The 26,733-nt window shown below is 69.6% G+C and carries 25 protein-coding genes; 18 read left to right on the plus strand and 7 right to left on the minus strand.

From position 1 onward, the window contains the following. Nucleotides 1-40: 40 nt before the first annotated feature. The 8 genes from EAS64_RS18465 to EAS64_RS18500 all read left to right on the plus strand — a co-directional run bounded on the left by EAS64_RS18465 (nt 41) and on the right by EAS64_RS18500 (nt 10,297). Nucleotides 41-1,609, plus strand: a complete 1,569-nt coding sequence (locus EAS64_RS18465; RefSeq protein WP_145854229.1) for a sugar ABC transporter ATP-binding protein — start codon at nt 41-43, stop codon at nt 1,607-1,609. Further along, nucleotides 1,609-2,628 (plus strand): ABC transporter permease, encoded by a 1,020-nt coding sequence (locus EAS64_RS18470; protein ID WP_145854231.1) that lies wholly within the window; start codon nt 1,609-1,611, stop codon nt 2,626-2,628. Before EAS64_RS18465 ends, EAS64_RS18470 begins: the two co-directional genes overlap by 1 nt. A 513-nt stretch (nt 2,629-3,141) precedes the next feature. Next, a complete protein-coding gene (locus EAS64_RS18475; RefSeq protein WP_145854233.1) occupies nt 3,142-4,479 on the plus strand; it encodes an ABC transporter substrate-binding protein in 1,338 nt (445 codons plus the stop codon). Beyond that, a complete protein-coding gene (locus EAS64_RS18480; RefSeq protein ID WP_187365993.1) occupies nt 4,479-5,369 on the plus strand; it encodes a branched-chain amino acid ABC transporter permease in 891 nt (296 codons plus the stop codon). Before EAS64_RS18475 ends, EAS64_RS18480 begins: the two co-directional genes overlap by 1 nt. After that, nucleotides 5,366-7,204, plus strand: coding sequence for a branched-chain amino acid ABC transporter ATP-binding protein/permease (locus EAS64_RS18485; RefSeq protein ID WP_145854237.1), 1,839 nt, complete (start codon nt 5,366-5,368; stop codon nt 7,202-7,204). Before EAS64_RS18480 ends, EAS64_RS18485 begins: the two co-directional genes overlap by 4 nt. Further along, nucleotides 7,185-7,994, plus strand: a complete 810-nt coding sequence (locus tag EAS64_RS18490) for an ABC transporter ATP-binding protein (RefSeq protein WP_145854240.1) — start codon at nt 7,185-7,187, stop codon at nt 7,992-7,994. Before EAS64_RS18485 ends, EAS64_RS18490 begins: the two co-directional genes overlap by 20 nt. Next, nucleotides 7,991-8,947 (plus strand): NADP-dependent oxidoreductase, encoded by a 957-nt coding sequence (locus EAS64_RS18495; protein WP_145854242.1) that lies wholly within the window; start codon nt 7,991-7,993, stop codon nt 8,945-8,947. The genes EAS64_RS18490 and EAS64_RS18495 overlap by 4 nt, the downstream gene beginning before the upstream one ends. Before the next feature lie 339 nt (nt 8,948-9,286). Further along, nucleotides 9,287-10,297 carry an ABC transporter substrate-binding protein gene (locus EAS64_RS18500; RefSeq protein WP_187365994.1) on the plus strand — a complete coding sequence of 337 codons (1,011 nt, stop codon included), beginning with the start codon at nt 9,287-9,289 and terminating at the stop codon, nt 10,295-10,297. 135 nt (nt 10,298-10,432) lie between these two features. Here the strand turns inward: EAS64_RS18500 and EAS64_RS18505 are convergent, their stop codons facing one another. Genes EAS64_RS18505 through EAS64_RS43660 form a run of 3 tightly spaced genes read right to left on the minus strand, consistent with a single transcriptional unit; the run spans nt 10,433 to nt 13,108 of the window. After that, nucleotides 10,433-11,146, minus strand: coding sequence for a class II aldolase/adducin family protein (locus EAS64_RS18505; RefSeq protein ID WP_145854247.1), 714 nt, complete (start codon nt 11,144-11,146; stop codon nt 10,433-10,435). Nucleotides 11,147-11,151: 5 nt separating this feature from the next. Beyond that, nucleotides 11,152-12,822 (minus strand): heme-binding protein, encoded by a 1,671-nt coding sequence (locus EAS64_RS44820; RefSeq protein WP_222849400.1) that lies wholly within the window; start codon nt 12,820-12,822, stop codon nt 11,152-11,154. A 43-nt stretch (nt 12,823-12,865) separates the two neighbouring features. Continuing rightward, a complete protein-coding gene (locus EAS64_RS43660) occupies nt 12,866-13,108 on the minus strand; it encodes a hypothetical protein (protein WP_187365995.1) in 243 nt (80 codons plus the stop codon). Between the two features lie 206 nt (nt 13,109-13,314). On the opposite strand from EAS64_RS43660, the gene EAS64_RS18520 reads away from it, so the two are divergent. The 5 genes from EAS64_RS18520 to EAS64_RS18540 all read left to right on the plus strand — a co-directional run bounded on the left by EAS64_RS18520 (nt 13,315) and on the right by EAS64_RS18540 (nt 18,198). Continuing rightward, nucleotides 13,315-14,193 (plus strand): LLM class F420-dependent oxidoreductase, encoded by an 879-nt coding sequence (locus EAS64_RS18520; protein ID WP_145854249.1) that lies wholly within the window; start codon nt 13,315-13,317, stop codon nt 14,191-14,193. 17 nt (nt 14,194-14,210) lie between these two features. Beyond that, nucleotides 14,211-15,029, plus strand: coding sequence for a siderophore-interacting protein (locus tag EAS64_RS18525; protein WP_222849401.1), 819 nt, complete (start codon nt 14,211-14,213; stop codon nt 15,027-15,029). Nucleotides 15,030-15,230: 201 nt separating this feature from the next. Beyond that, nucleotides 15,231-16,580, plus strand: coding sequence for an aminomethyltransferase family protein (locus EAS64_RS18530; RefSeq protein WP_145854250.1), 1,350 nt, complete (start codon nt 15,231-15,233; stop codon nt 16,578-16,580). A gap of 118 nt (nt 16,581-16,698) precedes the next feature. Next, on the plus strand, nt 16,699-17,526 hold the full coding sequence (locus tag EAS64_RS18535; RefSeq protein WP_222849402.1) for a methylenetetrahydrofolate reductase: 828 nt from the start codon (nt 16,699-16,701) through the stop codon (nt 17,524-17,526). A gap of 228 nt (nt 17,527-17,754) precedes the next feature. Further along, the gene (locus EAS64_RS18540; RefSeq protein WP_145854254.1) at nt 17,755-18,198 is read left to right on the plus strand and encodes a universal stress protein; all 444 of its coding nucleotides are present in this window, start codon (nt 17,755-17,757) and stop codon (nt 18,196-18,198) included. Between the two features lie 6 nt (nt 18,199-18,204). On the opposite strand, the gene EAS64_RS18545 is transcribed toward EAS64_RS18540, so the two are convergent. Next, nucleotides 18,205-19,320, minus strand: a complete 1,116-nt coding sequence (locus EAS64_RS18545; RefSeq protein WP_187365996.1) for a thaumatin family protein — start codon at nt 19,318-19,320, stop codon at nt 18,205-18,207. Nucleotides 19,321-19,463: 143 nt separating this feature from the next. Here EAS64_RS18545 and EAS64_RS18550 point away from each other — a divergent pair, with 143 nt between their 5' ends. Next, nucleotides 19,464-21,518: a sigma-70 family RNA polymerase sigma factor gene (locus tag EAS64_RS18550; protein ID WP_145854258.1), complete on the plus strand. Its 2,055-nt coding sequence runs from the start codon at nt 19,464-19,466 to the stop codon at nt 21,516-21,518. Between the two features lie 93 nt (nt 21,519-21,611). Here the strand turns inward: EAS64_RS18550 and EAS64_RS18555 are convergent, their stop codons facing one another. Then, complete coding sequence (locus EAS64_RS18555; protein ID WP_187365997.1) at nt 21,612-22,097, minus strand: SRPBCC family protein; 486 nt, start codon at nt 22,095-22,097, stop codon at nt 21,612-21,614. 243 nt (nt 22,098-22,340) lie between these two features. Here EAS64_RS18555 and EAS64_RS18560 point away from each other — a divergent pair, with 243 nt between their 5' ends. Next, nucleotides 22,341-22,787, plus strand: coding sequence for a universal stress protein (locus tag EAS64_RS18560; protein ID WP_145854262.1), 447 nt, complete (start codon nt 22,341-22,343; stop codon nt 22,785-22,787). A 40-nt stretch (nt 22,788-22,827) separates the two neighbouring features. Here EAS64_RS18560 and EAS64_RS18565 read toward each other — a convergent pair whose 3' ends face one another. After that, entirely contained in the window at nt 22,828-24,057 is a 1,230-nt protein-coding gene (locus tag EAS64_RS18565; protein ID WP_145854264.1) for a serine hydrolase domain-containing protein, read from the minus strand. A gap of 101 nt (nt 24,058-24,158) precedes the next feature. Between EAS64_RS18565 and EAS64_RS18570 the strand changes: the two genes are divergently transcribed. Next, nucleotides 24,159-24,647 carry a beta-class carbonic anhydrase gene (locus EAS64_RS18570; RefSeq protein ID WP_145854266.1) on the plus strand — a complete coding sequence of 163 codons (489 nt, stop codon included), beginning with the start codon at nt 24,159-24,161 and terminating at the stop codon, nt 24,645-24,647. 10 nt (nt 24,648-24,657) lie between these two features. Beyond that, a complete protein-coding gene (locus EAS64_RS18575; RefSeq protein WP_145854268.1) occupies nt 24,658-25,128 on the plus strand; it encodes a group II truncated hemoglobin in 471 nt (156 codons plus the stop codon). 11 nt (nt 25,129-25,139) lie between these two features. Here EAS64_RS18575 and EAS64_RS18580 read toward each other — a convergent pair whose 3' ends face one another. After that, nucleotides 25,140-25,967 carry an SAM-dependent methyltransferase gene (locus tag EAS64_RS18580; protein WP_222849403.1) on the minus strand — a complete coding sequence of 276 codons (828 nt, stop codon included), beginning with the start codon at nt 25,965-25,967 and terminating at the stop codon, nt 25,140-25,142. 130 nt (nt 25,968-26,097) lie between these two features. On the opposite strand from EAS64_RS18580, the gene EAS64_RS18585 reads away from it, so the two are divergent. Then, the gene (locus EAS64_RS18585) at nt 26,098-26,718 is read left to right on the plus strand and encodes a DinB family protein (RefSeq protein ID WP_145854270.1); all 621 of its coding nucleotides are present in this window, start codon (nt 26,098-26,100) and stop codon (nt 26,716-26,718) included. Nucleotides 26,719-26,733: the final 15 nt, after the last annotated feature.

The raw sequence follows: 26,733 nt of genomic DNA on the forward strand, positions 1-26,733 counted from the left end.
CAGCCTTAGCAGGAACCGCCGAACCAGGAAGGGATACCTCGTGAGCGTCTCGCACGCCGAAGCGGCGCCGACCGGGCGCCGCCTTGAGGTGGCTCACGTGTCGAAGACCTTCGGGCCGGCACGGGTCCTCCGCGACATCGTGCTGCACATCGAGCCCGGCGAACTGCACGGACTCGTCGGTCAGAACGGCTGCGGCAAATCGACCCTGGTCAAGATCCTGACCGGGATCTACACCCCTGACCCGGGCGGTGCCATCACGGTGGACGGCAGGCCTCTCGCGCTACCCGTCAAGCCGCTCGACGCCCGCGCCGCCGGGCTGTCCGTGGTGCACCAGAACCTCGGACTCGTCGACGACAGGACGGTCTGGGAGAACGTGCGGCTCGGCCGGTTCCGCGCCGCCGGCCGGTTCTCCCGCCGGATCGACGGCCGGGCGGAACGCGAGGCAGTCGAGGCGGTGTTCGACAGGCTCGGCGCGCGGGTCGACGTGAACGAGCGGGTGGGCGAGCTGTCCGCGGAGGACCGAGCGGCGGTCGCGATCGCCCGCGCGATGCAGGACTATCAGCCAGGCGGCGGGCTGATCATCTTCGATGAGTCAACCAAGGCGATGGGCAAGGCCGCCCGCGGCCGGTTCTTCGGCCTCGTCCGCTCGGTGATCGACGGCGGCGCCTCGGTGCTGATGATCTCGCATCAGCTCGAGGAGGTCGTCGAGGTGACCGACCGGGTCACCGTGCTGCGCGACGGCCAGGTGGTGGAGACCGGCATCCCCACCAAGGACATCGACGAGGCCGGGCTCACCCGGCTTATGCTCGGGCGGCATCTGGTCACCCACCACCGAGTCGACAGCCACGCGACGGATGAGGCGGCAGCCCAGGTTCGCAACCTGGTGGTCCGCTCCGTCAAGGGCCTCGACATCGACCTGAAGAAGGGCGAGATCGTCGGGTTGACCGGGCTTGTCGGCTCGGGCGCGGTCGCGGCCGCGGAGGCGATCGGCGGCGCCCGCCAGGCGCGGGCGGGCGAGCTGACCGTCAATGGCAGGAAGCTCAGTCTGAAGCCGAGGCGGGACTCGACGCAGGAGTTCATCGCCGCGGGCGTCGCGTTCGTCGCCGAGCGCCGCCTCGAGCAGGGGCTGGCCGCCGAGCTGTCGGTGACGCAGAACCTGACCCTGCCGCGGGTGCGTGCCAGGGGCAGCCGGACGCGGATCGGCGGCAGCTGGCAGGCCGAGGAGACGGCGGCCATGATCAAGAAGCTGGACATCAAGCCACCAGACCCGCACAAGTCGGTGGGCACCCTGTCCGGCGGCAACCAGCAGAAGGTGCTGCTCGGCAAGTGGCTCGCGGGCAAGCCCGAGCTACTCGTGCTGCACGAGCCCACCCAGGCGGTGGACGTCGGCGCCAGGCACGACATCATCGAGGCGATCCGGGAGGCCGCGCGGGACGGCTGCGGCGTGCTCATCTCGTCGGTCGACGCGGCTGACCTCGCCGTCCTCTGCGACCGGGTGCTCGTCTTCCGTGACGGCGCGGTCGTCGCGGAACTGGCCGGCGAGCTGAACCAGGACGACATCATTCACGCGACCTTCGCATCACCAGACTCGAAAGGGGTGGCCCGCTGATGGACACCGTCCCGCGCGATGCGCATGACGTGGCGGTGGCCACTCCCGGCGGTAAGAACGGCCGCCGCCGCCCGGCACCGCTGACCCAGATACCGTCGCGCTACGCGATCCTCGTTGTCTGGGCGGCGATGACGGCGGTCTACCTTGCCACCGAGTCGCAGTACTTCACGCACGTCGGCACCTTCCAGACGATCTTCGGCTCGCAGCAGCCGCTTGTCTTCATGACGATGGCGCTGATGTGCACGATTGTGGTCGGCGAGTTCGTCGACCTGTCGGTCCCCGCGGTGTTCGGCTTCGGCGCGACGATCCTGCCGGTGCTCGTGGTCAACCACGGCTGGGGTGTGTGGCCCGCGGCGATCGTGGGGGTGATCGGCTGCGTGCTCGTCGGCGCGCTCAACGGATTCCTCGTGGTGAAGATGGGAGTCAACACCATCGTGGTGACGCTTGGCATGTCCACGCTGATCGAGGGCGTCTCGCTGTGGATGTCCAACTTGAACACGATCAGCGGCCTGCCTGCCGGGTTCCAGAAGATCGCCCTGTTCGACATCGGCGGCCTGCCGGTCTCCTTCTACTACGGCGTGATCCTGGTACTCGGCTTCGGCTACCTGCTCGCCTTCACCCCGCTCGGCAGGCACATGCGGTTCGTCGGTGCGAGCCGCGAGGTCAGCAGGCTGTCCGGCGTCCGGGTCGACCGGATCAGGTTCGGCTCGTTCGTCTTCGCCGGGCTGCTCTCCGGCGTCGGCGCGGTCATCGCTGTGGCTACCATCGGCGGCTACAACGCGACAACCTCCGACAGCTACCTGCTGCCGGTCTTCGCCGCGGTCTTCCTGAGCACAGCGATCTTCGAACCGGGCCGGTTCAACCCGCTCGGCACGCTCGTCGGCATCTACTTCCTCGAGACGGGCATCCTCGGCCTTCAGTTGCTCGGCCTGCAGAGCTGGGTCTCCCAGGTCTTCTACGGCGGCATCCTGGTGATCGCGGTGACGATCTCCACCCTGCTGCACCGGCGGACCAGCTAGGCAGGAAACCGCAGCGGTCGGTCTCCCGGTCGGCCGCCGACACCGACCGCGGGGCGGTGGAGAAGGCGACGGAGAAGTTCCTCAATGTGAGCCCGCTCACAGCGGCGGTGACGGCACTGACCCAGTTCCCGCTCAGCGTTGACCCCGCTGCCCGGCCAGCGTGTACTCAGCACGATGATCCAGGTTCACTTCCGGTCGGCCAAGGACGCGGGCTTCGACCTCAGCGCGATGACCGGCTGAGGCGGAAGAACGCGGAAAGCCCGCTCCGGTCTGGCCTCACGTATATGCCGGACCCTTTGTCAACAATCCGCGGTGACTTTTGTCAACAATCTGCGGCTCGCTTTGTCAACAATTCCGGCGCCGTGCATTCAGTTCTTCTGAACTTTCTCTGAAGAAGTTCGTCAATGCGTGGAGACGCGAACGCTTAGGCTTCCGCCTGTGTCTTTCGCCGGGACGTATAAATCTGGCATTCGCGATATTCGCGCGGACATCAGTCGATGGAGGCCTGTAGCGATGAAGCTGGTAAACCACCGATGGCTGGCGGTCTGTACGATCGCCACCACCGCCTCAATAGCGGTCGCAGGATGCAGTTCTGGAAGTTCCGGCAGCGCCACTCAATCCGGCGGGCCGACCGCCACGTCAAGCGCCAGTGTGTCGGGCAGCGCGAATGCGGGCGGATCGTTTGGCCTGACCGTGGGCGTGCTGCACGCGTTCACCGGACAGAACGCGTTCTTCGGCCTGAACGCGCAGAACTCCTGCAAGGCGGCGGCGCTCAATATCGACGCGGCAGGCGGCATCCTGGGCCACTCGCTGACCTGCAGCAACTTCGACACCAAGGGCGACCCGGCGGACGCGGTGCCGGTGACCAACCGCATGCTGGTCTCCGCCTCCCACCTGGTCATGGTGCTCGGCCCGGACGGCGGCGACATCCCCTCCGTCCTCCCCGTGCTTGAGCAGGCCAAGGTGCCTGAGATGAACACCGTCGGCGACCCCCGTTACGACACCCAGACGTCGCAGGACTTCTGGCGGCTGACGCCGAGTGACTCCACGCAGGCGCCCGCACTCGCCTACTACACGCACCAGCGCGGCTTCACCAAGATCGCCGAGGTGTTCACTAGCGACCTTTCCGCGTCCACCACCACCACACCGTTCCAGGTCAGCTACACGAAGCTGGGCGGCACGATCGTCAAGGCCGTGACCATTACCCCTGACGCCTCCTCGTACCAGACCGAGGTAGCCTCCGTGCTCGCCGCGCACCCGCAGGCGATCGTGGGCGAGATGGACTCGCAGACCGCCGCCACGTTCCTATCCGAGATGCGGCAGCAGAACGGCTCGATGCTCCCGGTCATCATGACCCAGCGTGCCATCCAGGGCGACTGGGAGCCCTCGGTCGGCCCGGCCATCGGACTGGCGAGCATGGGCAAGTACGTGACCGCGATCGCGCCCGCGCTGCAGTCGTCCGGGGCCGCGTTCACGGCCTTCACCAGCGCGCTGACCGCGATCAAGGCTAACCCGTTCCAGGCGAAGAACCCGTTCGTGGCCGCCAGCTATGACGGTGTCACCGCCTTCGCCCTGGCCATGGAGGCGGCCAAGTCGGTCGACCCGAACGTCTTCACCGCCTACATCCCGAAGGTCACCACGCCGGGCAGCGGCGCCGTCGTGGTCTCCACCTACGCCCAGGGCGTCGCGGCGCTCAAGGCCGGCAAGACCATCGACTACGTCGGCGCCGCCGGCGCCATGGTCTTCAACCAGAACAACACGGCCAACCGGCCGTACGCCGCGTGGGCCTACAACGCCGACAAGCACAACTGGATCATGGGCGCGAACCTTCCGGCGAATGCGGGCATGTAGTGAGCCAAATCGTCCTCAGCCTCGGCTTCGGACTGGTGACCGCGTCCATCCTTGCGTTGGGCGCGGTCGGTTTCACCCTCCAGTTCGGCGTCACCAACCTCTTCAACCTGGCGTTCGGCGAGAACATGACGGTCGCCATGTTCGTCGCCTACCTAGCCATGGTCAGCCTGCACTGGAACATGTGGTGGGCGATGCTGGCAGGCGGCGTCGCGGGCTCGGTGCTGTCGCTGGCCCTCAGCCGCCTCATCTACCTGCCGTTCCTGCGCCGCGGCACCTCCCAGTTCGCGATGGTGATGGTGACCGTGGCGGTCTCGTTCATCATCAAGAACGTGCTGCAGATGTTCAGCAACGGCACCTACTACAGCTACCAGCTGCCCCCCGAGCCGTCGATCCGCTTCCTCGGCATGGTCTTCGACCAGCGTCAGCTGATCATCATCGGGCTCGCCGTCGTCGCCCTGCTCGGCCTGCACCTGATGTTCAAGTACACCCGGCTCGGCAAGGCGATGCGGGCCACCTCGGACAACGGGCCGCTCGCCCGCTCGGTCGGGATCCCCACCGAGCGGATCATCGCCGCCGTGTGGCTGATCTCCGGCCTGCTCGCCGGGCTGGCCGGCGTGGCGCTCGCGATCGACCTCGGCTCCTTCCAGTCGACCACAGGCGGCAGCTACCTGATGCTGATCGTCGCCGCGGCGGTGTTCGGCAGCGTCGGGGAACCGTACGGCGCGATGGCCGGTGCGCTGGTCATCGGCATCATCAGCGAGGTGGCGGCCAACTACAACCCGCAGCTGAAGGACGTGGTCGCGTTCGCGATCCTGGTCCTGGTGCTGCTGCTGCGGCCCAATGGCCTGCGCGGCGGCCGGGTCCTGATGCGAGCGGAGGTCGCCGTATGAGCTCGGCGGTAAGCAGCTACATCGCCACCCTGCTGATCTACCTCGGCGTCAACGGCATCGCCTGCTGGGCGCTGAACCTGCAATTCGGTGTCGGCGGCGTGATGAACTTCGCGTTCATCATCTACCAGGCGATCGGTGCGTACATCACCGCGGTGCTTACCCTCCCGTCGGACAAGGTCCTGGCGGACGAGAACTACATCCTGGGCTGGCACCTGCCCTGGCCGCTGCCGCTCGTCGGCGCGGCCGTCGCGGGCGCGCTGCTTGCGCTGGCGGTTGGCTCGTTCTCGCTGCGGCCACGGCGCCGGGACTTCCAGGCGACGGTGATGCTCGTCGTATCGATCATCACCGCCACCCTGGTCTCCACCGAGCAGGGCTGGTTCAACGGGAACCAGGGGCTGTTCGGCATCCCCCAGCCGTTCGCCGCATCGCTCGGCCTCAGCATCACCGGCTACGACTGGTTCTTCGTCGGCCTCACCGCGGTGTTCGCGGCAGTAGCCTGGTTTTTCATCGCGCGGCTGGCTGGCTCACCGTGGGGCAGGCGGCTGCGGGCCATGCGGGAGAACGCCGAGGCGATCGAGTCCCTCGGCACCAATACCCGCAAGGAGTCGCTGAAGGTCTACGTCATCGGCGGGGCGCTCGGGGCGGTGAGCGGCGGCCTGCTCGTGGAGTTCATCGCCGCCTGGTCGCCGGCCGCGTGGGGGACAGGCGAGACGTTCATCTATTTCGTCGCGATCATCGTCGGCGGCCTCGGGAACAGCTTTGGTTCCCTGTTCGGCGCATTCCTCGTCCTCGGGGTGTTCCTTGAGCTGCCGACCTTCCTGCCGCAGATGTCCAACGCCAATATCGAGGAATCGCTGCAGTCCGCGTTCATCGGAGTGCTGATCCTTGTCTTCCTCTGGTGGCGGCCGCAGGGCATCTTCCCCGAGCGCAGGCGCAAGCTCTCCGGGCTGCTTTCCGCGGCCGACCGGGAGGCGGCGGTGGTCTCCGCGGTCGCCGAGGTCAGGGACAGGGCAGTGGAGAAGGGCGTGGCGGCGGTGCTCGCCGGGGAGCGGGCGCCCGCACCCAGCGCGGAACGGGCTCCTGCCGCGCTGTCGGTGCGGGATCTGCGGGTCGGCTTCGGCGGCGTGCGGGCGGTCGACGGGCTCTCATTCGACCTGGCTCCCGGCCTGGCCACCGGCTTGATCGGGCCCAACGGAGCGGGCAAGTCCACCGCGCTCAAGCTCATCGCCGGCGCGATCAGGCCGCAGGGCGGACAGGTCCTTGTGGACGGTGCGGACGTGGCGGGCTGGCCCGCGCACCGGGTGGCACGGCTCGGCCTGATCCGGACCTTCCAGCACACCAGCGAGTTCGGCAAGCTGACCGTGCTTGAGAACCTGCTCACCGCCGCGCCGCGGCAGCCTGGCGACTCCGCGGCGGGGGCGCTCCTCGGGCCGCGCCACGCGCGGCGGCGGCAGCAGGAACTGCTCGCGCAGGCCTGGGCGCTGCTCGTCGACTTCGGGCTCACCGCCCACGCCGACAGCTACGCAGGGCAGCTCTCCGGCGGTCAGCGCAGGCTGGTGGAGATCATGCGGTCGCTGATGGCGCAGCCGCGGATCCTGCTGCTCGACGAGCCGATGGCGGGCGTCAACCCGACGCTGCGGCTCACCATCGAGGAGCACCTCAAGCGGCTGCGGGACGGCGGCCTCACCATGCTGATGATCGAGCACGAGCTCGGCTCGGTCGAGCGAGTCTGCGACTCGGTGATCGTGATGGCGCAGGGCAAGCTGCTCGCCACCGGCACGATGGCCGAGCTGCGTGCGAACCAGGAGGTAGTCAGTGCGTATCTCGCTGGGTAACGGCAGCCGGCGCCGGCCCGACGGCAGCGGCGCCGCCCGGCCGGCCGGCGGCGGCGGGCGGGCGGCCGCGCTCACGGTGACCGGCCTCTCCGCAGGCTACAACGACACCCCGACGATCATCGACGTCGACCTGCACGTCGGTGTCGGGGAGATTGTCACCGTGCTCGGCCCGAACGGCGCGGGCAAGTCCACACTGCTCAAGGCGGTTCTCGGGCACCTGCGCCCGATGTCAGGAACGGTGCGCCTCGGCGACAGGGAGCTTGGCGGCCTGCGCAGCGACCAGGTCTGCCGGCTCTCTGTCGGGTACGTGCCCCAGGTGAATGACACGTTCCCGCGCCTCACCGTCCTCGAGAACATCGAGATGGGCGGCTACACACTGCCCAGGTCGAAGGTCAAGGCGCGGATGGCCGAGGTGATGGACCTGTACCCGCAGCTCGGCAAGCTGGCCGCACGGCAGGGCGGTCACCTGTCCGGGGGCGAGCGGAAGATGGTGGCCATCGCCAGGGCGCTAATGATCAACCCGACGCTGCTCGTGCTCGACGAGCCAACGGCGGGGCTCGCGCCCAAGCCGGCTGACGAGCTGCTCAGCAAGCACATCGCGGCGCTGACCACCACCGGGGTGTCGCTGCTCATGGTGGAGCAGCGAGCCCGCGAGGCGATGTCGATCTCGCACCGGGCCTACGTCATGGCGGCCGGGCGAGTCGTCCTTACCGGCCAGGCGTCGGACCTGCTCGAACGCCCCGACCTCGGGGACGTGTTCCTTGGCAGGACCGAAGGGGAGAACAAGTGACCGACGTTCGCGCGGTAGTTATCGACGGCTTTGCCGATGCACCGCACCTGGCGACGTTCCCGCTCCCCGAGCTCGCGCCCGGCCAGGTGCTGATCGAGGTCCAGGCCGCGTCGGTCAATGCCTTCGACTGGAAGGCGGCCGAGGGCCGGTTCAAGGAGTCGTTCGACTACCAGTTCCCGGTGACCATCGGCCGAGACTACGCGGGCGTGGTCAGCGCGGTGGGCGCCGCGGTGCGCCGGGTGGCGCCGGGCGACGAGGTGTTCGGCTACTTCACGGGGCAGGTGCTGCACCGCGGCGCGTTCGCCACGCACGTCTGGGCGGACGAGGACGAGTGCTTCGTGCGACGGCCGGCTGGGCTCGACGCGGCGACAGCCGCCTGCCTCCCCCTGGCGGGCGTGGTGGCTCTCCGCTGTGTGGAAGCCGTCAAGCCCGCCGCCGGGGACCGGCTGCTGATCCTCGGTGCTCCCGGCGGTGTCGGCAGCCTCGCGGTTCAGCTGGCGGCGGCGGCTGGCGCCCACGTCATCGCGTCCGGGCTGACCGAGGACGAAGCGTACCTGCGCGAACTTGGCGCGGCGGACGTGGTCGAGCCGGGTGGCGGCCTCATCGACGAGGTCCGCGCGCGCTATACCGACGGCATCGACGGCCTGATCGACCTGGTCGACTACCGGCCGGCCTTCCTCGCGCACGCGGAGCTGCTAGTTCACGGCGGACGGGCCGCATCCGTGCACCGGGCGGTGGACGAGGCGCTGTTCGTCGGCCGCGGCCTGCACGGCAGCAACGTGACGAGCATGCCCGACCGGGCGCTTCTCGAGCAGCTCGCCGAGCTCGCCGCCGACGGCCGCCTGCGGACGGTCATCACCGGCAGGTACCCGCTTGACCGGGCGCCGGACGCCCTAGCGGCAGCGAGGGACGGGCACACCAGAGGCAAGTTCGTCATCGAGGTGGCGAGCTAACCGGGGACCGCCAGCCCGCGGCGCATGGACGGACGCGAAATGTCCTGCGGCCGTGAAGAATTAATTGAGAGGTGGTTCTTATCCACCTCAGAATCCCGCGCCGAACTCCGTGATAATCGCGGCGTCCGGCGCGGGATCCGCATTTCATAACCCGTTATTTAGGCCGGCTTCTATGTACCCTACTTGAATTCTAAGAATTCGTCGCAGTTCGCTTGAAACCGGCTAAACAACAGGAAACGAAATCGAAGGGCCTGGGTGATCTCAATGATGAGCATCGAACCGCGGCTAAAGCGGTTCACTTCAAATGTCTCGCCGGCCCGGAAGGCCGGCGGCAGCGCGATGCCAGGACGGAAGGGGCTCATTCTCGCCGCCGTCCTCGCATCAACAGGATTCCTCGGCACTGGATGCGCAAGCAGCACCACGGGCGGCCTTGCGGTCCTGCCACGGGTGAGCGGCCTGGAGAAGACGACGATCACCGCCGCGATCTCGCCGGTGCTCGACTCCGCGGGATTCTTCGTCGCCATGCGGGAAGGGCTGTTCGCGCAGGAAGGCCTCACCGTCAATTACACGCCGGCCCATGGCGACACGGTCATCTCCGGCGCCGTCAAGGGGCAGTACGACGTCATCGCCACCAACTACGTCTCCTATATCCAGGCGCAGGTCACCCGGGCGGCGAACCTGCGGGTCATCGCGGAGGCGTCGCTGCTGCAGCCGGGCGGCCGGGTGATCATGACGATGCCCGGATCGAAGGTCAGGACACTCAAGGAACTCACCGGGCACGTGCTCGGGGTCAACGCGGACGCCAACGTCGGCTTCCTGCTCGCCGCGTCGGTGCTCACCGAGAACGGGATCAAGCTGAGCGTGGCCGGCCGGAAGAACGCGGTCGGCTTCCCCAGCTTCTCCATGCCCTACCCGGATGCCGCGCCCGCCCTCGTGTCGGGCAAGGTCGCCGCCGCGGTCGTGTCCGAGCCGTTCGTGACGCAAGCCGAGGAGAGCTACGGCGCGGTACCGCTCGCCGACCTGGACTCCGGGGCGACCGAGCAGTTTCCCATGGAGGGTTACGCCACGACTGCGTCCTGGGCACGGGCGAACCCGCGCACGATGAGGGCGTTCCTCATCGCGCTGGAGGCCGGCCAGCAGATCGCCGACACCGACAGGCAGGCCGTCGAATCTGCCTTCGTCGGCCTGCCGCAGGGGGCCGGTCACATCGACCGGGTCACCGCGGCGGTGATGGCGCTGAACGTTTACCCGCTCGGCGTCGACGCGGTCCGGTTGCAGCGGGTCGCCGACGTCATGCAGCAGTTCGGCTTCCTCAAGAAGCGCTTCGACATCAGCGGGCTGCTCGGCTGAGCTCCGTCCGGGGCACGGCAAGAGAGCAGGGCAAAGACTGCGGCGAAAGACCGTGACAAGAGGAACCGGTGGGGAGGCCGCCCGAATAGCCTCCCCACCGGTGTCCGTCTGGCCGCCGCGGCGGCCGCCCTTCGGCTAGGAACGGCCGCGCGCGCCCGGCTCGACCTCGACGAAGGTCTTGGCGTAGCCGAAATGCATGTCGTGCGTGCGGGCCGAGAGCACCTTTGCGTACAGGTCCCCGCGATCCACGCTGCGTGGCACCGGCGCGAGCGACCGCCCGTGCGACAGCGCGGTGACGAGCTGCTGCGCGTGCTCCTCGGCGAGGATCGCCCGCATCAGCGCCTCCTGGAGGGTCCGGCCGACGATGACCGCGCCGTGCCAGCGCAGCAGCGCGATCGCCTCGTCGCCGAGCAGGCCGATCAGCCGCTGCGCGTCGGCGCGGGACCGCACCAGGTCCGGCTCCTCCCACACGGGCACCGCCTCCGGCCAGAAGCTCGCGTGCATCATCAGCAGCTCCGACGGCACCTCGGCCATCGCGGCGAGCGCCACAAGGCCCGGGGAGTGCACGTGGATCAGCGACTTGATCTCCGGCTTGAGCCGGTGCACCTCGGAGTGCATGTAGAGCTCAAGCGGCAGCCCCGGCTCGAACTCGTGGTCCAGGTCGAGCTCGATCACGTCAGACGGGCGGCACCGGTCCTTGCGCGCGCCGGCGCCCGGGCAGACGAGGTACGTCGACGGGTCGTCGGTGAGCACGCTGACGTGGCCGAACATTCCGACAAGCTTGTGGTCGGCAAGAATCCGCGTCGTCGCGGCCAGTTCGCCGCGCAGGGCAAGGTAGTCGTCGAGCATGGCAGTCAGATCTCGTTTCCCCAGTAGTAGCGTGCCGCCATCTCGATGAGCTGCAGCTTGACGTGCTGCTCGGTAGCGGTCATCAGCGGCTGGTCCGCAACCTGCGCGAACCCGCCGTTGGTGGCGACCGCCACGTCGGCGTCGCCGCGCTCGTCCAGGATGGGGTCGAGGCGGTCAAGCAGGTCATCCACGACTTCCGCCGCGGGACTTGCGACGTCGATCACGCCGAGGCTGACCACGATGCCCGGCTTGACAAGCGAGACAGGGAAGCGCGCCGCGGGGTCGGCCGGGTAATCGATGCTGAGCCGCGGGAACGGCGTCTCATCGAGCAGCGCGGCCACCGCCGTCGCGTCGTATCCCGAGCCGGTAAACGGCAGTGGCCCGGCGTCGGTCAGATCGAGCCCGACCCGGAACTCGGCGTGCGTCTCGAGGCCGTCGAACACGGCGCGGTCGGCCTCGATGAGCGCCGCGAGTGCCGCGGGCACGTCGATGCCCGCGGCCGCCGCGGCAGCCCTGCCCTCGACGGTCAGCAGCGGCACGTACAGCGGGTTCTCCAGCGGCACGAACAGCACGCCGTCCGCGGCGAGCGCCGCGATCTCCGCGCGCAGGATGGCCGCGAGCGCGTGACCCGCCGCCCGCACCGCGTCGATGTCCGCCGCCGACGCGAGCGCGGACCCGGCCGCGGCCAGGTAGCCGGGCGACGGCAGCGTGACGAACACGTTGCGGTCCACCGTGGCGAGCACCGGGACCGCCTCGGCCTTGGCAAGCCGCCCGGAGGCGGCGAGCAGGGCGGCGTCGGGCACCGCGCGAACCCGTTCGGCGGAAATGCCGGCGAGTTCCGTGAGCGGCGCGGACGCCGCAAGCGGCGCGAACCCGGCCACCTGGTCGTGCACCACGGACTCGAAATAGCTCCGCCGGTACTGCCCGTCGCTGCAGGCGGACAGCGTCAGCCGGCGCAGCGCGTGCGCCAGCGTGACCACGGCCTCGTCCCGCGCCGTCTCAAGCGCCGCGCCCGTCAGCGACGACGACGCGGCAAGCAGCGACGCCGGCCTGACCAGGGACCCGTGGTGGTCGATGTGATATCCGAAGTCGTCAGCCATCAAAGCCTCCGTCATGTTCGCAGCTTTGGTCCGCGCTGGCGCGGACAGCGGGGGGTACGGGGGGTCGTCCCCCCGGGAGATAGAGCCGGTTAGTGCGCCCGATACGATGGCGCCTTTTGCCATCGGGCGCACTAACCGGCGGGCGCCGGCCCATTCGGGGAAGTCGAGGTCGAAGCCGGCCGCCCGCAGCACGTCCTCGCAGATCTTCTGGTCCTCGTCGGGGCTGCCGCCGGACACGCCGAGGCCGCCCACGATGACACCGTCCCGCTTGAGCGTGAAGCCGCCCTTGGTGGCGACGATCGGGTGCTGGCCCATCCGGCCGACCTGGGTGAAGAACACCGGGTCGGAGTTGCGCCAGCCCTCGAGCATGTAGGTGGGCCGCTGCATGACGGCGGCCGAGTAGGCCTTGGAGATCGCGATCGACGGTGTCATCGGCCGGGCGCCCTCCATCCGCTCGACGAGCACGATGAAGCCGCCGTAGTCGACCGCCGCGATAGACAGCGCCTTGCCGAGTTCCTGCCCGCGGGCCCGCGCGTCGTCGACCAGCCTCCTGGCTTCCGCATACGGCAGTGTCATCGGGTTCTCCCAGAGAAATAGGTCTGCGACAGTTGAAAACTACTCACCCCACACCGCCCGCGCGACGTCCGCCACCAGCGCGAGCTTCGCGTACTGCTCGTCCTCGGTGAGCAGGTCGCCGCCCGCGGCGATGGAAGCGAAGCCGCACTGCGGCGACCGGCTCGTAGTCGCCCTCGCGCAGGTCCGCGTCGCTCACCTCGCCCGCGTCGTGCCCGCGCCGCGCGGCGAGCAGGGTCTCGGGCCGCAGCAGGCTCCCGATGTGGTCGCCGCGGCACTTCTCTGTCATCGTCGGCTTTCCTCCTTGCGCCCCACGCTAGCGACGCTCACCAGGGGCAGCCCACCCCGCGCGGGTAAAGGTAAGAGTTCACGACCAGTCCATCCCGAACGGGTTCGGCTTACACCCGCTCCCCCCGCCGTGACCTAGCCTGCCTGTGACGATGACTGGCGATGCGGTGCCCGGGCGGTAACGGCGGCAGCGCATAGGGTTGACGCATGAAACTAGGTCTGCACATCTCGGACTTCACTTGGGACGGCGGCGCGCCCGATCTCCGGTTCAAGCTCGGCGAGATCGCCAAGCGCGCCGAGGACGGCGGCGTCGACCGGATCAGCGTCATGGACCACGTCTGGCAGATCGGGCCGATCGGGCCGCCCGAGCACGAGATGCTCGAGGCGTACACGGCGCTCGGCTGGCTTGCGGCCAAGACCGAGCGCGTCAAGCTGCTCACCATGGTGACCGCCGTGGTCTACCGCGAGCCTGGCCTGCTCGCCAAGGCGGTGACCACGCTCGACGTGCTGTCCGGCGGCCGGGCTATCCTCGGCATCGGCGCGGCGTGGAACGCCGAAGAGTCGGCTGGCCTCGGCCTGCTGTTCCCGCCGGTGTCCGAACGGTTCGAGCGGCTTGAGGAGGCGATCCTCATCTGCAAGCAGATGTGGAGCGGCGACGAGGGCGCGTTCCACGGACAGCACTACCAGCTCGCGCGGACGCTCAACTCGCCGCAGGTGCTGTCGCGGCCGCACCCGCCGATCCTGATCGGCGGCGCGGGCGAGAAGAAGACCTTGCGGCTCGTCGCCAAGTACGCCGACGCCTGCAACATCGCGGCGTACAACCTCGATGAGACCGCGCACAAGCTCGACGTGCTGCGCCAGCACTGCGCCAACGAGGGCCGCGACTACGACGAGATAGAGAAGACCGCGCAGACCCGCTACGACCTGGGCGAGAACGGCGAGAACACCGGCCAGGTGATCGAGAACCTGCACCGGATTGCCGAGCTCGGCTTCAGCCAGGTGCACGGTTCGCTGAAGCGGGTCAGCGAGCCGGGACAGCTCGACCTGCTCGCCGAGCGGGTCATCCCGGCGGTCGAGAAGTTCTAGCACGAGAAGAGGAATTAGTGACCACACCAGCACCGGCAGCCCCTGGCGGACCGCGGCGCCGCAAGCCGCCGAAGCCCGTCGAGGTCGTGTCCGTCGACTACATCTCACCGCGGATGGTCTCCGTGCTCGTCACCGGCGACAACCTGGACGCGTACGGCGAGGCCGCGCCGACCTCGCACCTGAAGGTGTTCCTGCCGGCCGAGGGCCAGGACGAACCGCTGCTGCCGCAGCAGACGCCGGACGGTCCCGTCTACCCCGACGGCCCGCCGCCGGTTGTCCGCACCTACACGCCGCGCCGCTACGACCCGCAGACCAGGATCCTGGAGATCCAGTTCCTGCTGCATGGGACCGGCCCGGCATCCGAGTGGGCGCAGCGCGCCAAGCCGGGCGACAAGCTCGCCGTGGGCGGCCCCGGCGGGAGGTTCTCGCTTGAGCCCGTCGCGGACCACTGGTGGCTCGCCGCCGACGAGTCCGCGATCCCCGCGGTCGGCACGCTGCTCGACGTCCTGCCGGAGACCGCGACGGTCGAGGTGCACATCGAGGTCGAGGGTCCTGACGACGAGATCGGCTTCGAGAGCCAGGCGAAGACCAGCATCACCTGGCACCACAGGAGCGGCGGCGGGGCGTTCGGCGCGGAGCTGGCGCGGGCCGCGCGCGAGGCGAGCATCCCGGACGGCGCGCGGGTCTGGGTGGCCTGCGAGGCGGCCGCGATGCGCGACATCCGGCGGTACTTCCTCGTCGGCCGTAAGGTGCCGCGCGATGCGCTCGTCACCCGCGGCTACTGGCGCACCGGCGAGCAGAACCACCCCGACCACGACTACGGCGAGGACGAATAGCCGACGCGTGCTGAGCGCCCGATGGCAAAGGGCGCCATCTTATCGGGCGCTCAGCACGCGGTTATCTTCCGGGGGGACGACCCCCCGTACCCCCGGGACAAGTGCCAACCCCCATGTTGCCTTCAAGGCATCCGGCCGGTTAAAGTCCGTGCTTATTCGATCTAGTAGATCGATCTATTAATTTCGCGGAGGAGACGGTCCATGGGCGCACCGAGCCTGCAAGACGGCATCGACAAGGCAGGTTCCCCGATCAGGCTGCTGTGGCGGCAGAACCCCGAGCCGTGGAACCCGGAGAACATCGAGCCCGAGTACGCGGGCTGGCGCGCCGAGCAGGCCGCCTGGCACACCGGCGTCTCGCTGTCCGACCTGTCGCACCACATGTTCGACACGTTCATCGAGGGCCCCGACGCCACCCGGCTGCTCAGCGAGGTCTCCGCGAACAACTACGAGAAGTTCGCGATCGGCCAGGCCAAGCAGTTCATCCCGGTGACCGCCAGGGGCAACATCGTCACCGACGGCATACTCGAGCGCACCGGCGAGCAGGCCTACACGCTCAGCGGCATCCCCGCCGCGCAGAACTGGGTCAAGTACCACGGCGAGACGGGCGGCTATGACGTCGCCTTCGTCACCGACCCGTCAAGCGCGTTCCGCGGCGGCGCGAACCCGGCGCTGTTCCGCTACCAGGTACAGGGCCCGCACGCCAAGGAGCTTGCCGAGACCGTCTTCGGCGGGCCGCTGCCGCCGTCGAAGTTCTTCCACTCGGTCCCCGTGGAGCTGAACGGCACGCGGTTCCGCGCGCTGCGGCACAACATGGCAGGCCAGGACGGCTACGAGTTCATCGGCCCCTGGGAGCACGCCGCCGCCGTTAAGGAGACGCTGCTCGGCGCGGGCGAGGCGTTCGGCATCGTGCACGTCGGCGCGCTCGCCTACGCGAGCGCGTCGGTGGAGAGCGGCTGGATCCCGTCGCCGGTGCCCGGCATCTACACCGACCCCGAGCTGGCCGGCTACCGCGCCTGGCTGCCGCTGTTCGGCATCGAAGGGCAGCGGCCGCTGAACGGCAGCTTCTTCTCCGCGGACATCGAGGACTACTACCTGTCGCCCTACGAGCTCGACTACGGCCGGTCGATCTCCTTCAACCACGACTTCATCGGCAGGGACGCGCTGCAGGCGGCCAAAGACACGGTCACGCGCACCAAGGTCACCGTCGTGCTCGACCCGGCCGACGTCGCCGCGGTGCTCGGCCCCGATCAATCCGGTACTGATCTCGGCTACTACCTCACCTACGCCAGGCACCGAATCGAGACGGGCGACGGCACGCTGGCCGGCGTCACGTACCAGACGGCCACCATCGACACCACCGGCACGATCCTTTCCCTGTCGATCGTGGACAAGGCGCACGCCGCACCGGGCACCGCGGTGACGGTCGTGTGGGGCGAGCACCCCGGGTCAGGCACCGCTCCCGATGCCGACCTCGGCTTCCCGCGCATCCGCGCGACGGTCGCTCCCGCGCCCTATGACGCGTACGCAGCCACGCAATACCGGCGCCACTAAACGGCATCTCATCGTTTGTTGTGTGGCCCAATGAATGGCCGGCGGGATTAAGTTTTCCCACGTGAAGCCATACCATGAAGTCACAAGGACAGTTTCAGATTGCGGGAATGGGCATCACGTGAGCACTGTGCTAAACGATTTCTCCATGGAGATGACCGGCAAGGACGTCGAGAAGGTGGAGAACGCCGCGGGCGTGATCCCGCGGGGCACAAGGATCAACGTCACCTTCCTGGAAAACGAGGACCTGACCATGCGGGTGAACGCCGCGGCGGCGGTCAAGCGCCTCGGCTTCACCCCGGTCCCGCACATCTCCGCCCGGCGGCTGAAGTCGCAGGAGATGCTCGAGGAGTTCCTCACCGCGCTGCGCGCCATCGACGCCACGGAGAGCGTGTTCAGCGTCGGCGGCGACCCGGCCGTCCCCATGGGCCCGTACGAGGACTCCCTCGCGGTGATCGAGTCGGGCGTGCTGCAGCAGTACGGCGTCACGGACATCTCGGTCGGCGGCTACCCGGACGGGCACCCGGACATCGCCTCCGAGGTGCTCTGGTCGGCGCTGGAGAAGAAGTCGGCCGCGCTGTCCCGGCTGCAGATTCCCGGCACCGTGATCACCCAGGTCGACTTCGACGTGGACCGGGTGCTTTCCTGGGTCGCCGAGGTCAGGGAGCACGGCGTCGAAATGCCGATCCGCGTCGGCGTGCCAGGCCCGGCCAGCGTCAAGCTGCTGCTCGGCTTCGCCTCACGGCTCGGCATCTCCACGTCCGCGACGATCGCCAAGAAGTACGGCCTGTCCGTCACCAACCTGCTCGGCAAGGCCGGCCCTGACCGGTTCATCCGCGACCTGGCGGCCGGCCTTGACCCGGGCAAGCACGGCACGGTCAAGCTGCACTTCTACACGTTCGGCGGCTTCAAGACGACCGCGGAATGGATCTCGAACTTCAGCCTCTGAACCCATCTCCATCACCCCGACGGATACGGCTGACTCGGGTCACCCCACCCGGCCCGTCCAGCCTGGCCGTCGCCCGTCCGTGGCTGACGGGACCTACGGCTCCGCGAGGCCTGTCCTTCGTCCCTGGAGACGGCGCGCTGCCCGGACGACGATAGGCGCCAGGGAGCCGAGAGGCCGGCGGTCAGGAAATCCGCACCGCCGGGGCGGCGCGGCACGCGGAGGAAAGCAATGGAGACGCAGCTGGCTCGGGGCGGACGGATTGTGGTGGGAGTCGACCGGTCGGACTCGGCCAAGGCCGCACTGGCCTGGGCGGTGCGTCAGGCCGGGCTGACCGGGGCCGAGGTCGACGCGGTGGCGGCCTGGCTGCCGCTGGTGCAGTTCGGCTGGGCGCCGCCGTACGACGGACCCGGCCCCAGGGAGGCCGCCGAGGCCGCGCTCGATGAGGCCATCGACGACGTGCGCCTCGAGGCGCTCGGCGTGGTGATCCGCCCGGTTGTCGTCAGGGAGAACGCGGCGCGCGCCCTCCTTGACGCGGCTAAGGACGCGGACCTGCTGGTGGTCGGCAGCAGGGGGCACAGCGGATTCACCGAGGCGCTGCTCGGCTCGGTCGGCCAGCACTGCGTGCACCACGCCCGCTGCCCCGTCGTGGTGGTGCGCACCCCGCACGACTGACGCGGCTCAGGACGTGAGGCCGAATGTGATCCGGTAGTCGCACACTCCCGAGCAGGTGAACACGCTCGTCGCGTCGTCGTCCACGTAGGAGTAGGCGTACGGCTCGGCCTTCTTGAACACGGCGGCATAGTCGACCGGCCACTTCGCCGGGTCGCAGGCGGCGCGCGATGACCACTGGCCGCGGCAGCAGTACTGGTCGCCGCCCAGCCTGGCGCACGCGGAGATGCAGGCGACCACCTTGCCGTCCGCCTTCACGTCGAGCACGCTCGGGCAGTCGACGGGCATGGTGCAGCCTGCGGCCACGCACCCGTTCTGGCTGATCTTGTCGACGGTCCCCTTGGATGACTTGGTGATGTTGATGTACATCGGCAGGTTGCTGCCGTCGACCATCGACACGTCGTAGAAGTCCATGCCCTGCCAGGCGTCGAAGTTGACCTCGGCGAGCGTCGCGGGGATCGTGCCCAAGCCCTTGCACTGGAACAGGCCGCCGCAGTCGCCGGTCTGGCAGTGCCCGGTGCCCGCGCTGCTGAACACGCAGCCGGTGCGGCCCCAGAACCGGGTGTTCAGGTTGTTCGGCGCGGTGATGGTGACGCTCTGGCCGGCGGGGAGCACCCAGCCGGTGGCGGACAGCGGCGAGGTCGCGCTCGGCGCCGCCGCGACCCAGATGGTCTGCGCCATGTGGTTGACGAACGTCACCAGGCGCTGGCCGGCGGCCCCCGAAGGGGGTGGCGCGGAGGCCGCCGGGTCTGTGGGGGAGGGCGCGGCCGAGGACGGCGCGGCTGTCGGCGTGCTGGCCGGCGCCGGCGAGTGCGTACCGCCGTGCTTCGCCGCGGAACCGCTCGCCGTGGCCTTGCCTTTCGCCGAGCTTTTCGCTGCCTTGCCCGCCTTGGCTGCGGCCGTCCGCGACGCGCCCGGCTGGGCGCCCATGGTGGCGGTCGCGGCACTCGCGGCGGTTCGCGGCGCGGCCAGGGTCGCCGCCGCACCGCCGCCGTTCCCCGAGCCAAGTGCCGCACAGCCCGCCGTAAGCACGAGCACGGCGAGCACCGCCCCCGCCCGCGCCGTGGCGGCGAGCGTGCCGCGCCGCCGTTCTCCGCACCCGCGTCCGCGATTCGCGCCGAACATCGTCCGCATCCTCCCTGACTGTGCTCACTCTCGTACCGGAGACGGCGGCAGCATCGGCGGATAACGGAAATCACCGGCGAACGTAAGAATTAGCCCCGGGATTTTCCGTTATGCGCGGGGTGGCGTGGTGTCTCCTAGGTGTGATGCGAACTCCACCGGCTGACGGCCCTGACCTCGCGACAGTCACCGCGGCACGCGACGGCCACCCGCGTGCGCTCGCCGCGCTCGCCGCCGCCTCGCTGCCGCTCGTATACAACATCGTCGGCCGGGCGATGAACGGCCATTCCGACACAGACGACGTGGTGCAGGAGACGATGCTGCGCGCGGTCCGCGGCGTCGGCGAGCTGCGCGACCCGGCGGCGTTCAGGTCCTGGCTGGTGGCGATCGCGATCCGGCAGGTACGCGACTCCTACCGGGACCGGCTGGCCCGGCCGCCTGCGGTGGAGTCCGACGTGCCGGTCCCCGACTTCACCGACCAGACCGTCGAGCGGCTTGGCCTGTCCGGCCAGCGCCTGGAGACCGCGGAGGCAACCCGCTGGCTCGACGATGAGGACCGGCCGGTGCTCGCCCTGTGGTGGCAGGAGGCGGCGGGGCAGCTGGCCCGCGCGGAGCTGGCCGCCGGGCTCGGCATCTCGCCCGCGCACGCCGCGGTCCGGGTGGCGCGGATGAAGGAGCGACTGCTCACCTCCCGCATGGTGGTGCATGCGCTGCGCCGGGTACCGCAGTGCGCCGCCGTCGCGGTGATCGTCGCGGGCTGGGACGGCGAGCCGAGCCCGCTCTGGCGCAAGCGGCTGGCCAGGCATGTCAGGGACTGCGCGTGGTGCCTGGCGGGCACCGCCGACATGATCCCCGCCGAGCGACTGCTCGGCGGCCTCCCGCTGCTCGCGGTCCCCGCGGGCCTCGCCGGGCGCGTCCTCGCGACGTCCGGCGGCCCCTGGACGCCCGGCCACCCGGCCCAGCCGGGCTATCCGGGGCACGCCGGCTACTCCGGCCAGCCTGGCCACGCTGGCGGACCCGGCTACCCGACGCCCGGCCAGCCGGCGTACGGGGTTTCGGCGCCGGGCACCGGTCAGGGCACACCAGGTCAGGGCGCGGCCGGACACGTGACCGGCGGCATCCGCGCGGCCAGGCACGCGCGGCATGTCAGGATGCTCTCCAAGGGCGCCCTGTCGGTGCAGCCGAAGCTGGTTGCGGTGTCCCTCGCGGTGGTGACCTGCGCGGCGGGCGGTACCTACGCCGTCGCCAAGACACACCACACGGCAGCACCCGCCGCGATGGCCACCGTCGCCGCATCGCCGCACGTGCTGCGCCCGGTGCCGCTCGTCACCCATTCCGCGCGCGTCATACCGTCGGCGACGCACTCGTCCAAGCCGCCGGCCCCGTCGAAGACCGCATCGCCGTCGCCTGCGCACTCGAAGACGTCACCGCCCGCGAGCACGCCGCCCGCGGTGACCCTGACCAGCCAGCGCAAAGGCGTAAGCACCTGGAACTTCACCGGGGCACAGCAAGCACTCGCCGAGTCCGGCGCCTCCTGGTACTACAACTGGGGCTCGGCGCCGAACGGCATCACCGCCCCATCCGGCGTGAGCTACGTGCCGATGATCTGGGGCGCCGCCAGCGTCACCGACGCCACCATGGCCCAGGTGCGCGACGAGGGGAAGATACTGCTCGGCTTCAACGAGCCGGACATGGCAGGCCAGGCCAACATGACGCCGGCCCAGGCACTGGCCCTGTGGCCCAAGCTGCAGGCGACGGGCATGACGCTCGGCAGCCCCGCGGTGGCGACCGGCGCCGCCACGGCTGGCGGCTGGCTCGACCAGTTCATGACCGGCGCGAAGCAGGACGGCTACCGGGTCGACTTCATCGCCGTGCACTGGTACGGCGGCGATTTCCGCACCGGCCCAGCGGTCCAGGAGCTGCAGAGCTACCTGCAGGCGATCTACGACCGCTACCACCTGCCGATCTGGCTCACCGAGTTCGCCCTGACCAGCTACAGCGGCGGTACCGCCAGCTTCCCCACCGAGGCACAACAGGCCGCCTTCCTCACCGCGGCGACCACCATGCTCGACGGCCTGCCCTACGTGCAGCGTTACGCCTGGTTCGCCCTGCCCACCTCATCCGGCAGCGGTACCACCGGCCTCTTCGACCCCGGCCCGTCCGCCACCCAGGTAGGCCGCGCCTTCGAATCCGCCCGCTAACCTCCCCGCAGCCACTTCGCCTGGCAGGATCCACGCGAGCCCCGCCGATCCTGCCACCCGAGGTTCGCGACCGGCCCGGGGAGCCGCGTCCGCTTACGCTGCGGCTCGGGATTCCGCGTAGGCCTTCAGCGCGGCCATGGTCCGCACGTTCTCCTTGTCGAAGCCCGCGGTGATCAGCGGCCGCAGCGGGCGGAACACGGCCGGCATCGCGACGTCGAGCACCAGCCACCTGGTCACGGTCGTGGCCCCGTCGGCCGCCTCGAGTGAGTAGTGGATGTGCACGTCAACGGTCGCCATCAACTGAGCGACGCGGATGGTGTGCTGGAAGTCCACCGACCCGGGCGGCTGGAATCCGGTGACCGTGCCCCACCAGTCCTTGCCGGGCTCGCCGGGCTTCCCGTCGTGGTAGCGGGTGCCCTGTTGCACCGGATACGGCTCGACGTCGGTCGTGTGCCCGTACGCGGCCGACCCTGGCAGCCAGTCAGCGTAGTTGGGCAGGTCGGAGAGCAGCCGGAAGAGCACGTCGGGCGGCGCCTCGACGGAGGTCGCGTAGAACCTGTGCCATTGAGACCGGGCCATGAGCAAAACGTAGCCGTCGCACCGCCCGGCGGCCATCTCCGTAAGTCTTCGTAAGTCCCCGCAAGTCACGGTAAGTCCCCGTAAATCGCGATAGGACCAAAGTCCGGGCCATCGGGCCAATCGGCTCTATTGAGGTGATCGTGGCCGGCGCGAGGATGGGAAGGACAGCAGGTGAGGGAGTTACTGGTGAGGCGGTTGAGCGCCCGGGTCCGGTAACCCAAGGACGTGATGCGGAGGACGAAGATGGCCGAAGTGCAGGGCGGGCGGATCGTGGTTGGCGTTGACGGTTCGGCCTCGTCGAAGGCGGCGCTCGCCTGGGCAGTCAGGCAGGCGGCGCTGACCGGCGCCGAGGTCGACGCGGTGTGCGCCTGGCAGATTCCCGCGGCCTACGGCTACGGGTATGCGATGACGCTCGCCATACCGGACTTGGAGAAGGCCGCGGCGAGCGAGCTCAGCCAGGCGATCGCCGCAGTTGCTGACGAGGTGCCAGACATCGAGATCCGGCCGCTCGTGGTGCAAGACAATCCGGCGCAGGCGCTGCTCGACTGCGCGAAGGGCGCGGGCCTGCTGGTGGTGGGCAACCGCGGCCATGGCGGGTTCACCGGGGCGCTGCTCGGCTCGGTCGGCCAGCACTGCGCGCAGCACGCGGAATGCCCGGTGGTGATCATCCGCGGCCCCAAGCCCGAATAAAGCGCGGCCTCAATCCCAGATTAAGCACGGCAGGGCGAGACTACCTGGCTATCGCGGCGTAGGCGGCGGACCAGAAGTCCCTGGCGACGGGGGGAGGCTCGGGCGACGTCATCATCCGCTGGGTGAGCAGGATGCCGGTGAGCCCGGTCGCGGGGTCGTTGCGCCACGCGGTGCCGCTGCCGCCCTCCCAGCCGTAGCCGCGCGGCATCCCGTCCGCTGCCGCGTCGGGCGCGACGCCGTCGGCGGGCACGGACATGGCTAGTCCCCAGCCGAGGTGCTCGCCGAAGAACCACGGCTGTTCCGCCCGGTCCCGCGCGGTCGCCCGGTCCCTGAGCATCAGCGCGACCGACGACGGTGACAGCAGCCCGCCGCCGTCCGCGGCCAGCATGGCTGCGAACGCCCCGATGTCGTCGATCGTGGAGACGAGGCCCGCGGCGCCGTCAGGCAGCGACGGCGGCACGGCGTACCAGCCGTCGGGACGGTCGATCAGCGTGAGCTCCGCCCCGTCCGCACCGCTGCCGCCGAAGTGCCTGGCGGCCTGGGACGGTGCGTACATGGTGGTGAACCGGCCCATCTTGCCCGAGGGCACCCAGAACGCCGTGTCCGTCATGCCGAGCGGCTCGAAGACGCGCTTGCTCAGCACCTCGGCGAACGGGGCCCCTGCAACCCGCTCGATGAGGATGCCGGTCAGGGTCGCGCCCGTGTTGTACCTGAAGCGCTCGCCCGGCTGGTCAAGCAGCGGCAGCGATCCGAACGCCGCGATCCACTGGTCGGGCGTGTGCCTGGTCGGCGGCCACGGCGGGCCGAGCGTCTTGAGCTCGAGCGCCTGCTCCGCCTCGAGGATGGGCAGCGGCTTCGGCGTGAAGATGCTGCCGAACCCGAGCCGGAACGAGAGCAGGTCCTCGACCGTGATCGCCCGCTCTGCGGGCACCGTGTCGGACAGTTCCGCGTCGTAGGACCGCAGCACCCGCGGCTCGCTCAGTTCTGGCAGCCAGGGTGCGACGGGATCGTCGAGCGCCATCGCGCCGTCCTGGATGAGCAGCATCGCCGCCACGCCGGTGACCGGCTTGGTCAGCGATGCGATGCGGAAGATCGCGTCGCGGCCGATGGGCGCGTCGTCCCCGAGCGACGGATGCCCGGCGGTGGTGATGTGGACCTGCCCGCCGCGCGCCACGAGTGCGACAAGACCGGGCACCGCGCCCGATGCCGTGTGCCGGGCGAGCGCGGCGTCGAGCGCCGCGAGGCCATCGTCGGTGAACCCGCCTGTCATGCGTACCCTCCCGCGTCGTTATGGTGCGGCATGGGTAAGACGATCCAGCGTCCCCATTCTCATCGGCGTGCGCCACGACCGTTCGCAGGAGGACATAACGCATGAGCGCCATCGACGACTACCTCGCCCGCAACGAGGAGTACGCGCAGGACCACGTCGGCGGGCAGCCGGTGCGGCCGGCGCAGCACGTGGCGGTGGTCGCCTGCATGGACTCGCGGATGCGCATCTTTCCCATGCTCGGCCTCACCGGCGGCGAAGCGCACGTGATCAGGAACGCCGGCGGTACGGTCACCGACGACGTGGTCCGTTCCCTGGCCATCAGCCAGCGGCTGCTCGGCACGACCGAGATCATGCTCATCCACCACACCGACTGCGGCATGCAGAAGACCACGGAGGATGACTTCAAGGGCGCGCTCGAGGCGGAGACCGGCATCAGGCCGCCGTGGGCCGTCGAGGCCTTCACCGACGCCGCCGCGGACGTCAGGCAGTCGATCGGCCGGCTGAAGGCGAGCCCGTTCATCCCGCACAAGGACGCGATCCGCGGCTTCGTCTTCGACGTGGATACGGGCAAGCTCAGCGAGGTGATCTAGGCTCGGCGATATGCGACAGAGCCTCTATGACTTCGCGGGCGGCGAGCGGGCGTTCGAGCCGTTCGCCGCGGCGCTGCATGAGCGGTGCCTAGCCGATCCGGAGCTGAACCACCCGTTCTCGCATCCGGGCCAGCATCCGCAGCACACCCAGCGGCTCGCCGCGTACCTGGCCGAGGCCTTCGGCGGCCCGGCCAGCTACTCGGCCGAGTGCGCTAACCAGAGCCACGTGGTGTGGCTGCACGCGGGCAACGGCGACATGTCCGACCTCGGCCGCCGGTTCGCGGACTGCTTCATGCTCGCGGCAGACGACGCCGGCTGGCCGGACGACCCGGAGTTCCGCGCCGCGATCCGCGCCTACATCGACTGGGCGGTTGACACCGTGGCGATGTCCCATCCCGATGACACCGACATTCCTTCCGGGCTGCCGCTGCCCCGCTGGTCCTGGGATGGCCTCGAGCGAGAAGCGCTGGACAAGGGCTAGCGCAGCGGCCGTCAGGGCTTGCGTGCGATGCCCGCGATGCCCTTGCCGCTGGCGATATTGGCCTGACCGGGCGGCAGCCAATCGGACAGCGGCGCGACGCCCGGCGCGATCAGTTCGAGCCCGTCGAAGAACCGGCTGATTTCCTCCCGGCTGCGCGGGCGCATCCGCTCGGCGCCCGACGCGTTGTACCGGCGGGTCTGCTCGGCCATCTCTTCCGGGTCGAGGTCGCTTGGCGCGTGCACGATGACCAGGTAGCTGCCGGAAGGCACCGCGTCAAGCAGCGTCCGCACGATACCGTACGGGTCGTCCTCGTCCGGGATGAAGTGCAGCACGGCGAGCAGCAAGATGGCGACCGGCTTGCTCAGGTCGAGCGTCTTGGCGGCCGTTTCCAGGATCGTGCGGGTGTCCCGGAGGTCCGCCTCGATGTAGTCGGTCCTGCCCTCGGGGGTGCTCGTCAGCAGCGCCCTGGCGTGGGCGAGCACCGACGGGTCGTAATCCGCGTAGACGATCCGGGACTCTGGCGCTACCCCCTGCGCCACCTCATGCGTGTTGTCGGCGGTGGGGAGCCCGGTGCCAATGTCGAGGAACTGCCTGATCCCGTACTCCGCGGCGAGGGTGTGCACGGCGGCGATGAGGAACTTCCGCACGGACCGGGCGACGAGCGGCAGCCCTGGCATCGCCTCCGCGATCCTGGACGCGGCGTCCCGGTCGGCGGCGAAGTGGTCCTTGCCGCCCACCCAGTAGTTCCACATCCGCGCCGGGCTCGGCACGCTCGGGTCGAACCCGCGCTGGCCGCCCGGCTGGTTGTCGTCCGCGATGTCCGGCACCCTCGAAGTCACTTCGCCCCTTTCTGCGTGACTTTCCGTCCATTCCTGTCCATCGTAGTAACAACCTCATCGTGCCGGAACCTGGACCCCAGCGGCGTTCCCACGTCCCGACGGCCTGACGGGCCTCGGGCATGATGGACCCATGGACATACCCCCGCGCCTCGCTCCGCTGCTTGAGCAGTACGACTGGGGCTGCCTGCGGCTGATCAACCGGATGACAGGGCCCGAGGTGGACAGCGGCAACGGATCGCCGGTCCCGGTGTCGCCGTTGACCACGGCGGAGTACCTGTGGGAGCCGGTCCCCGGCGCCTGGTCCGTCCGCCGTCACGCGGAAGGCCCGGGACCGCGGGCGACCTGGCTCGTCGGCGGTGGTGACTGGGGCAGGGACGGCTATCGCGACGCCGAGCCGTACCCGCCGCCGTTCACCACGATCGCCTGGCGGCTCAGCCACCTCAGCGAGATGCTCGCGCTGCGCGCCGACCACACCGCGGGCAGCCGGTCGCTGACCAAGGACGGCTACGTGACGAACGGGGACGCGGACGGCGCCGTCGCCGCCTTCGCCCAGGCTGTCGAGGCATGGCGCGACGCGCTGCTGAGCTGTGACGATGCCGCGCTCGACACCGTCGGGTACAGCAGCTACCCCTATGGCAGCGACGCCGGGGACATGTTCATCGACATCGTCTGGTGGGTCAACCAGGAGGTGCTGCACCACGGCGGTGAGATCGCCCTGCTGCGTGACCTCTACCGGACTCAGCAGCCCTAAGGTCTGCCCAGCCTG

Source organism: Trebonia kvetii (assembly GCF_007827045.1).
In the GTDB taxonomy this organism is placed as follows: domain Bacteria; phylum Actinomycetota; class Actinomycetes; order Streptosporangiales; family Streptosporangiaceae; genus Trebonia; species Trebonia kvetii.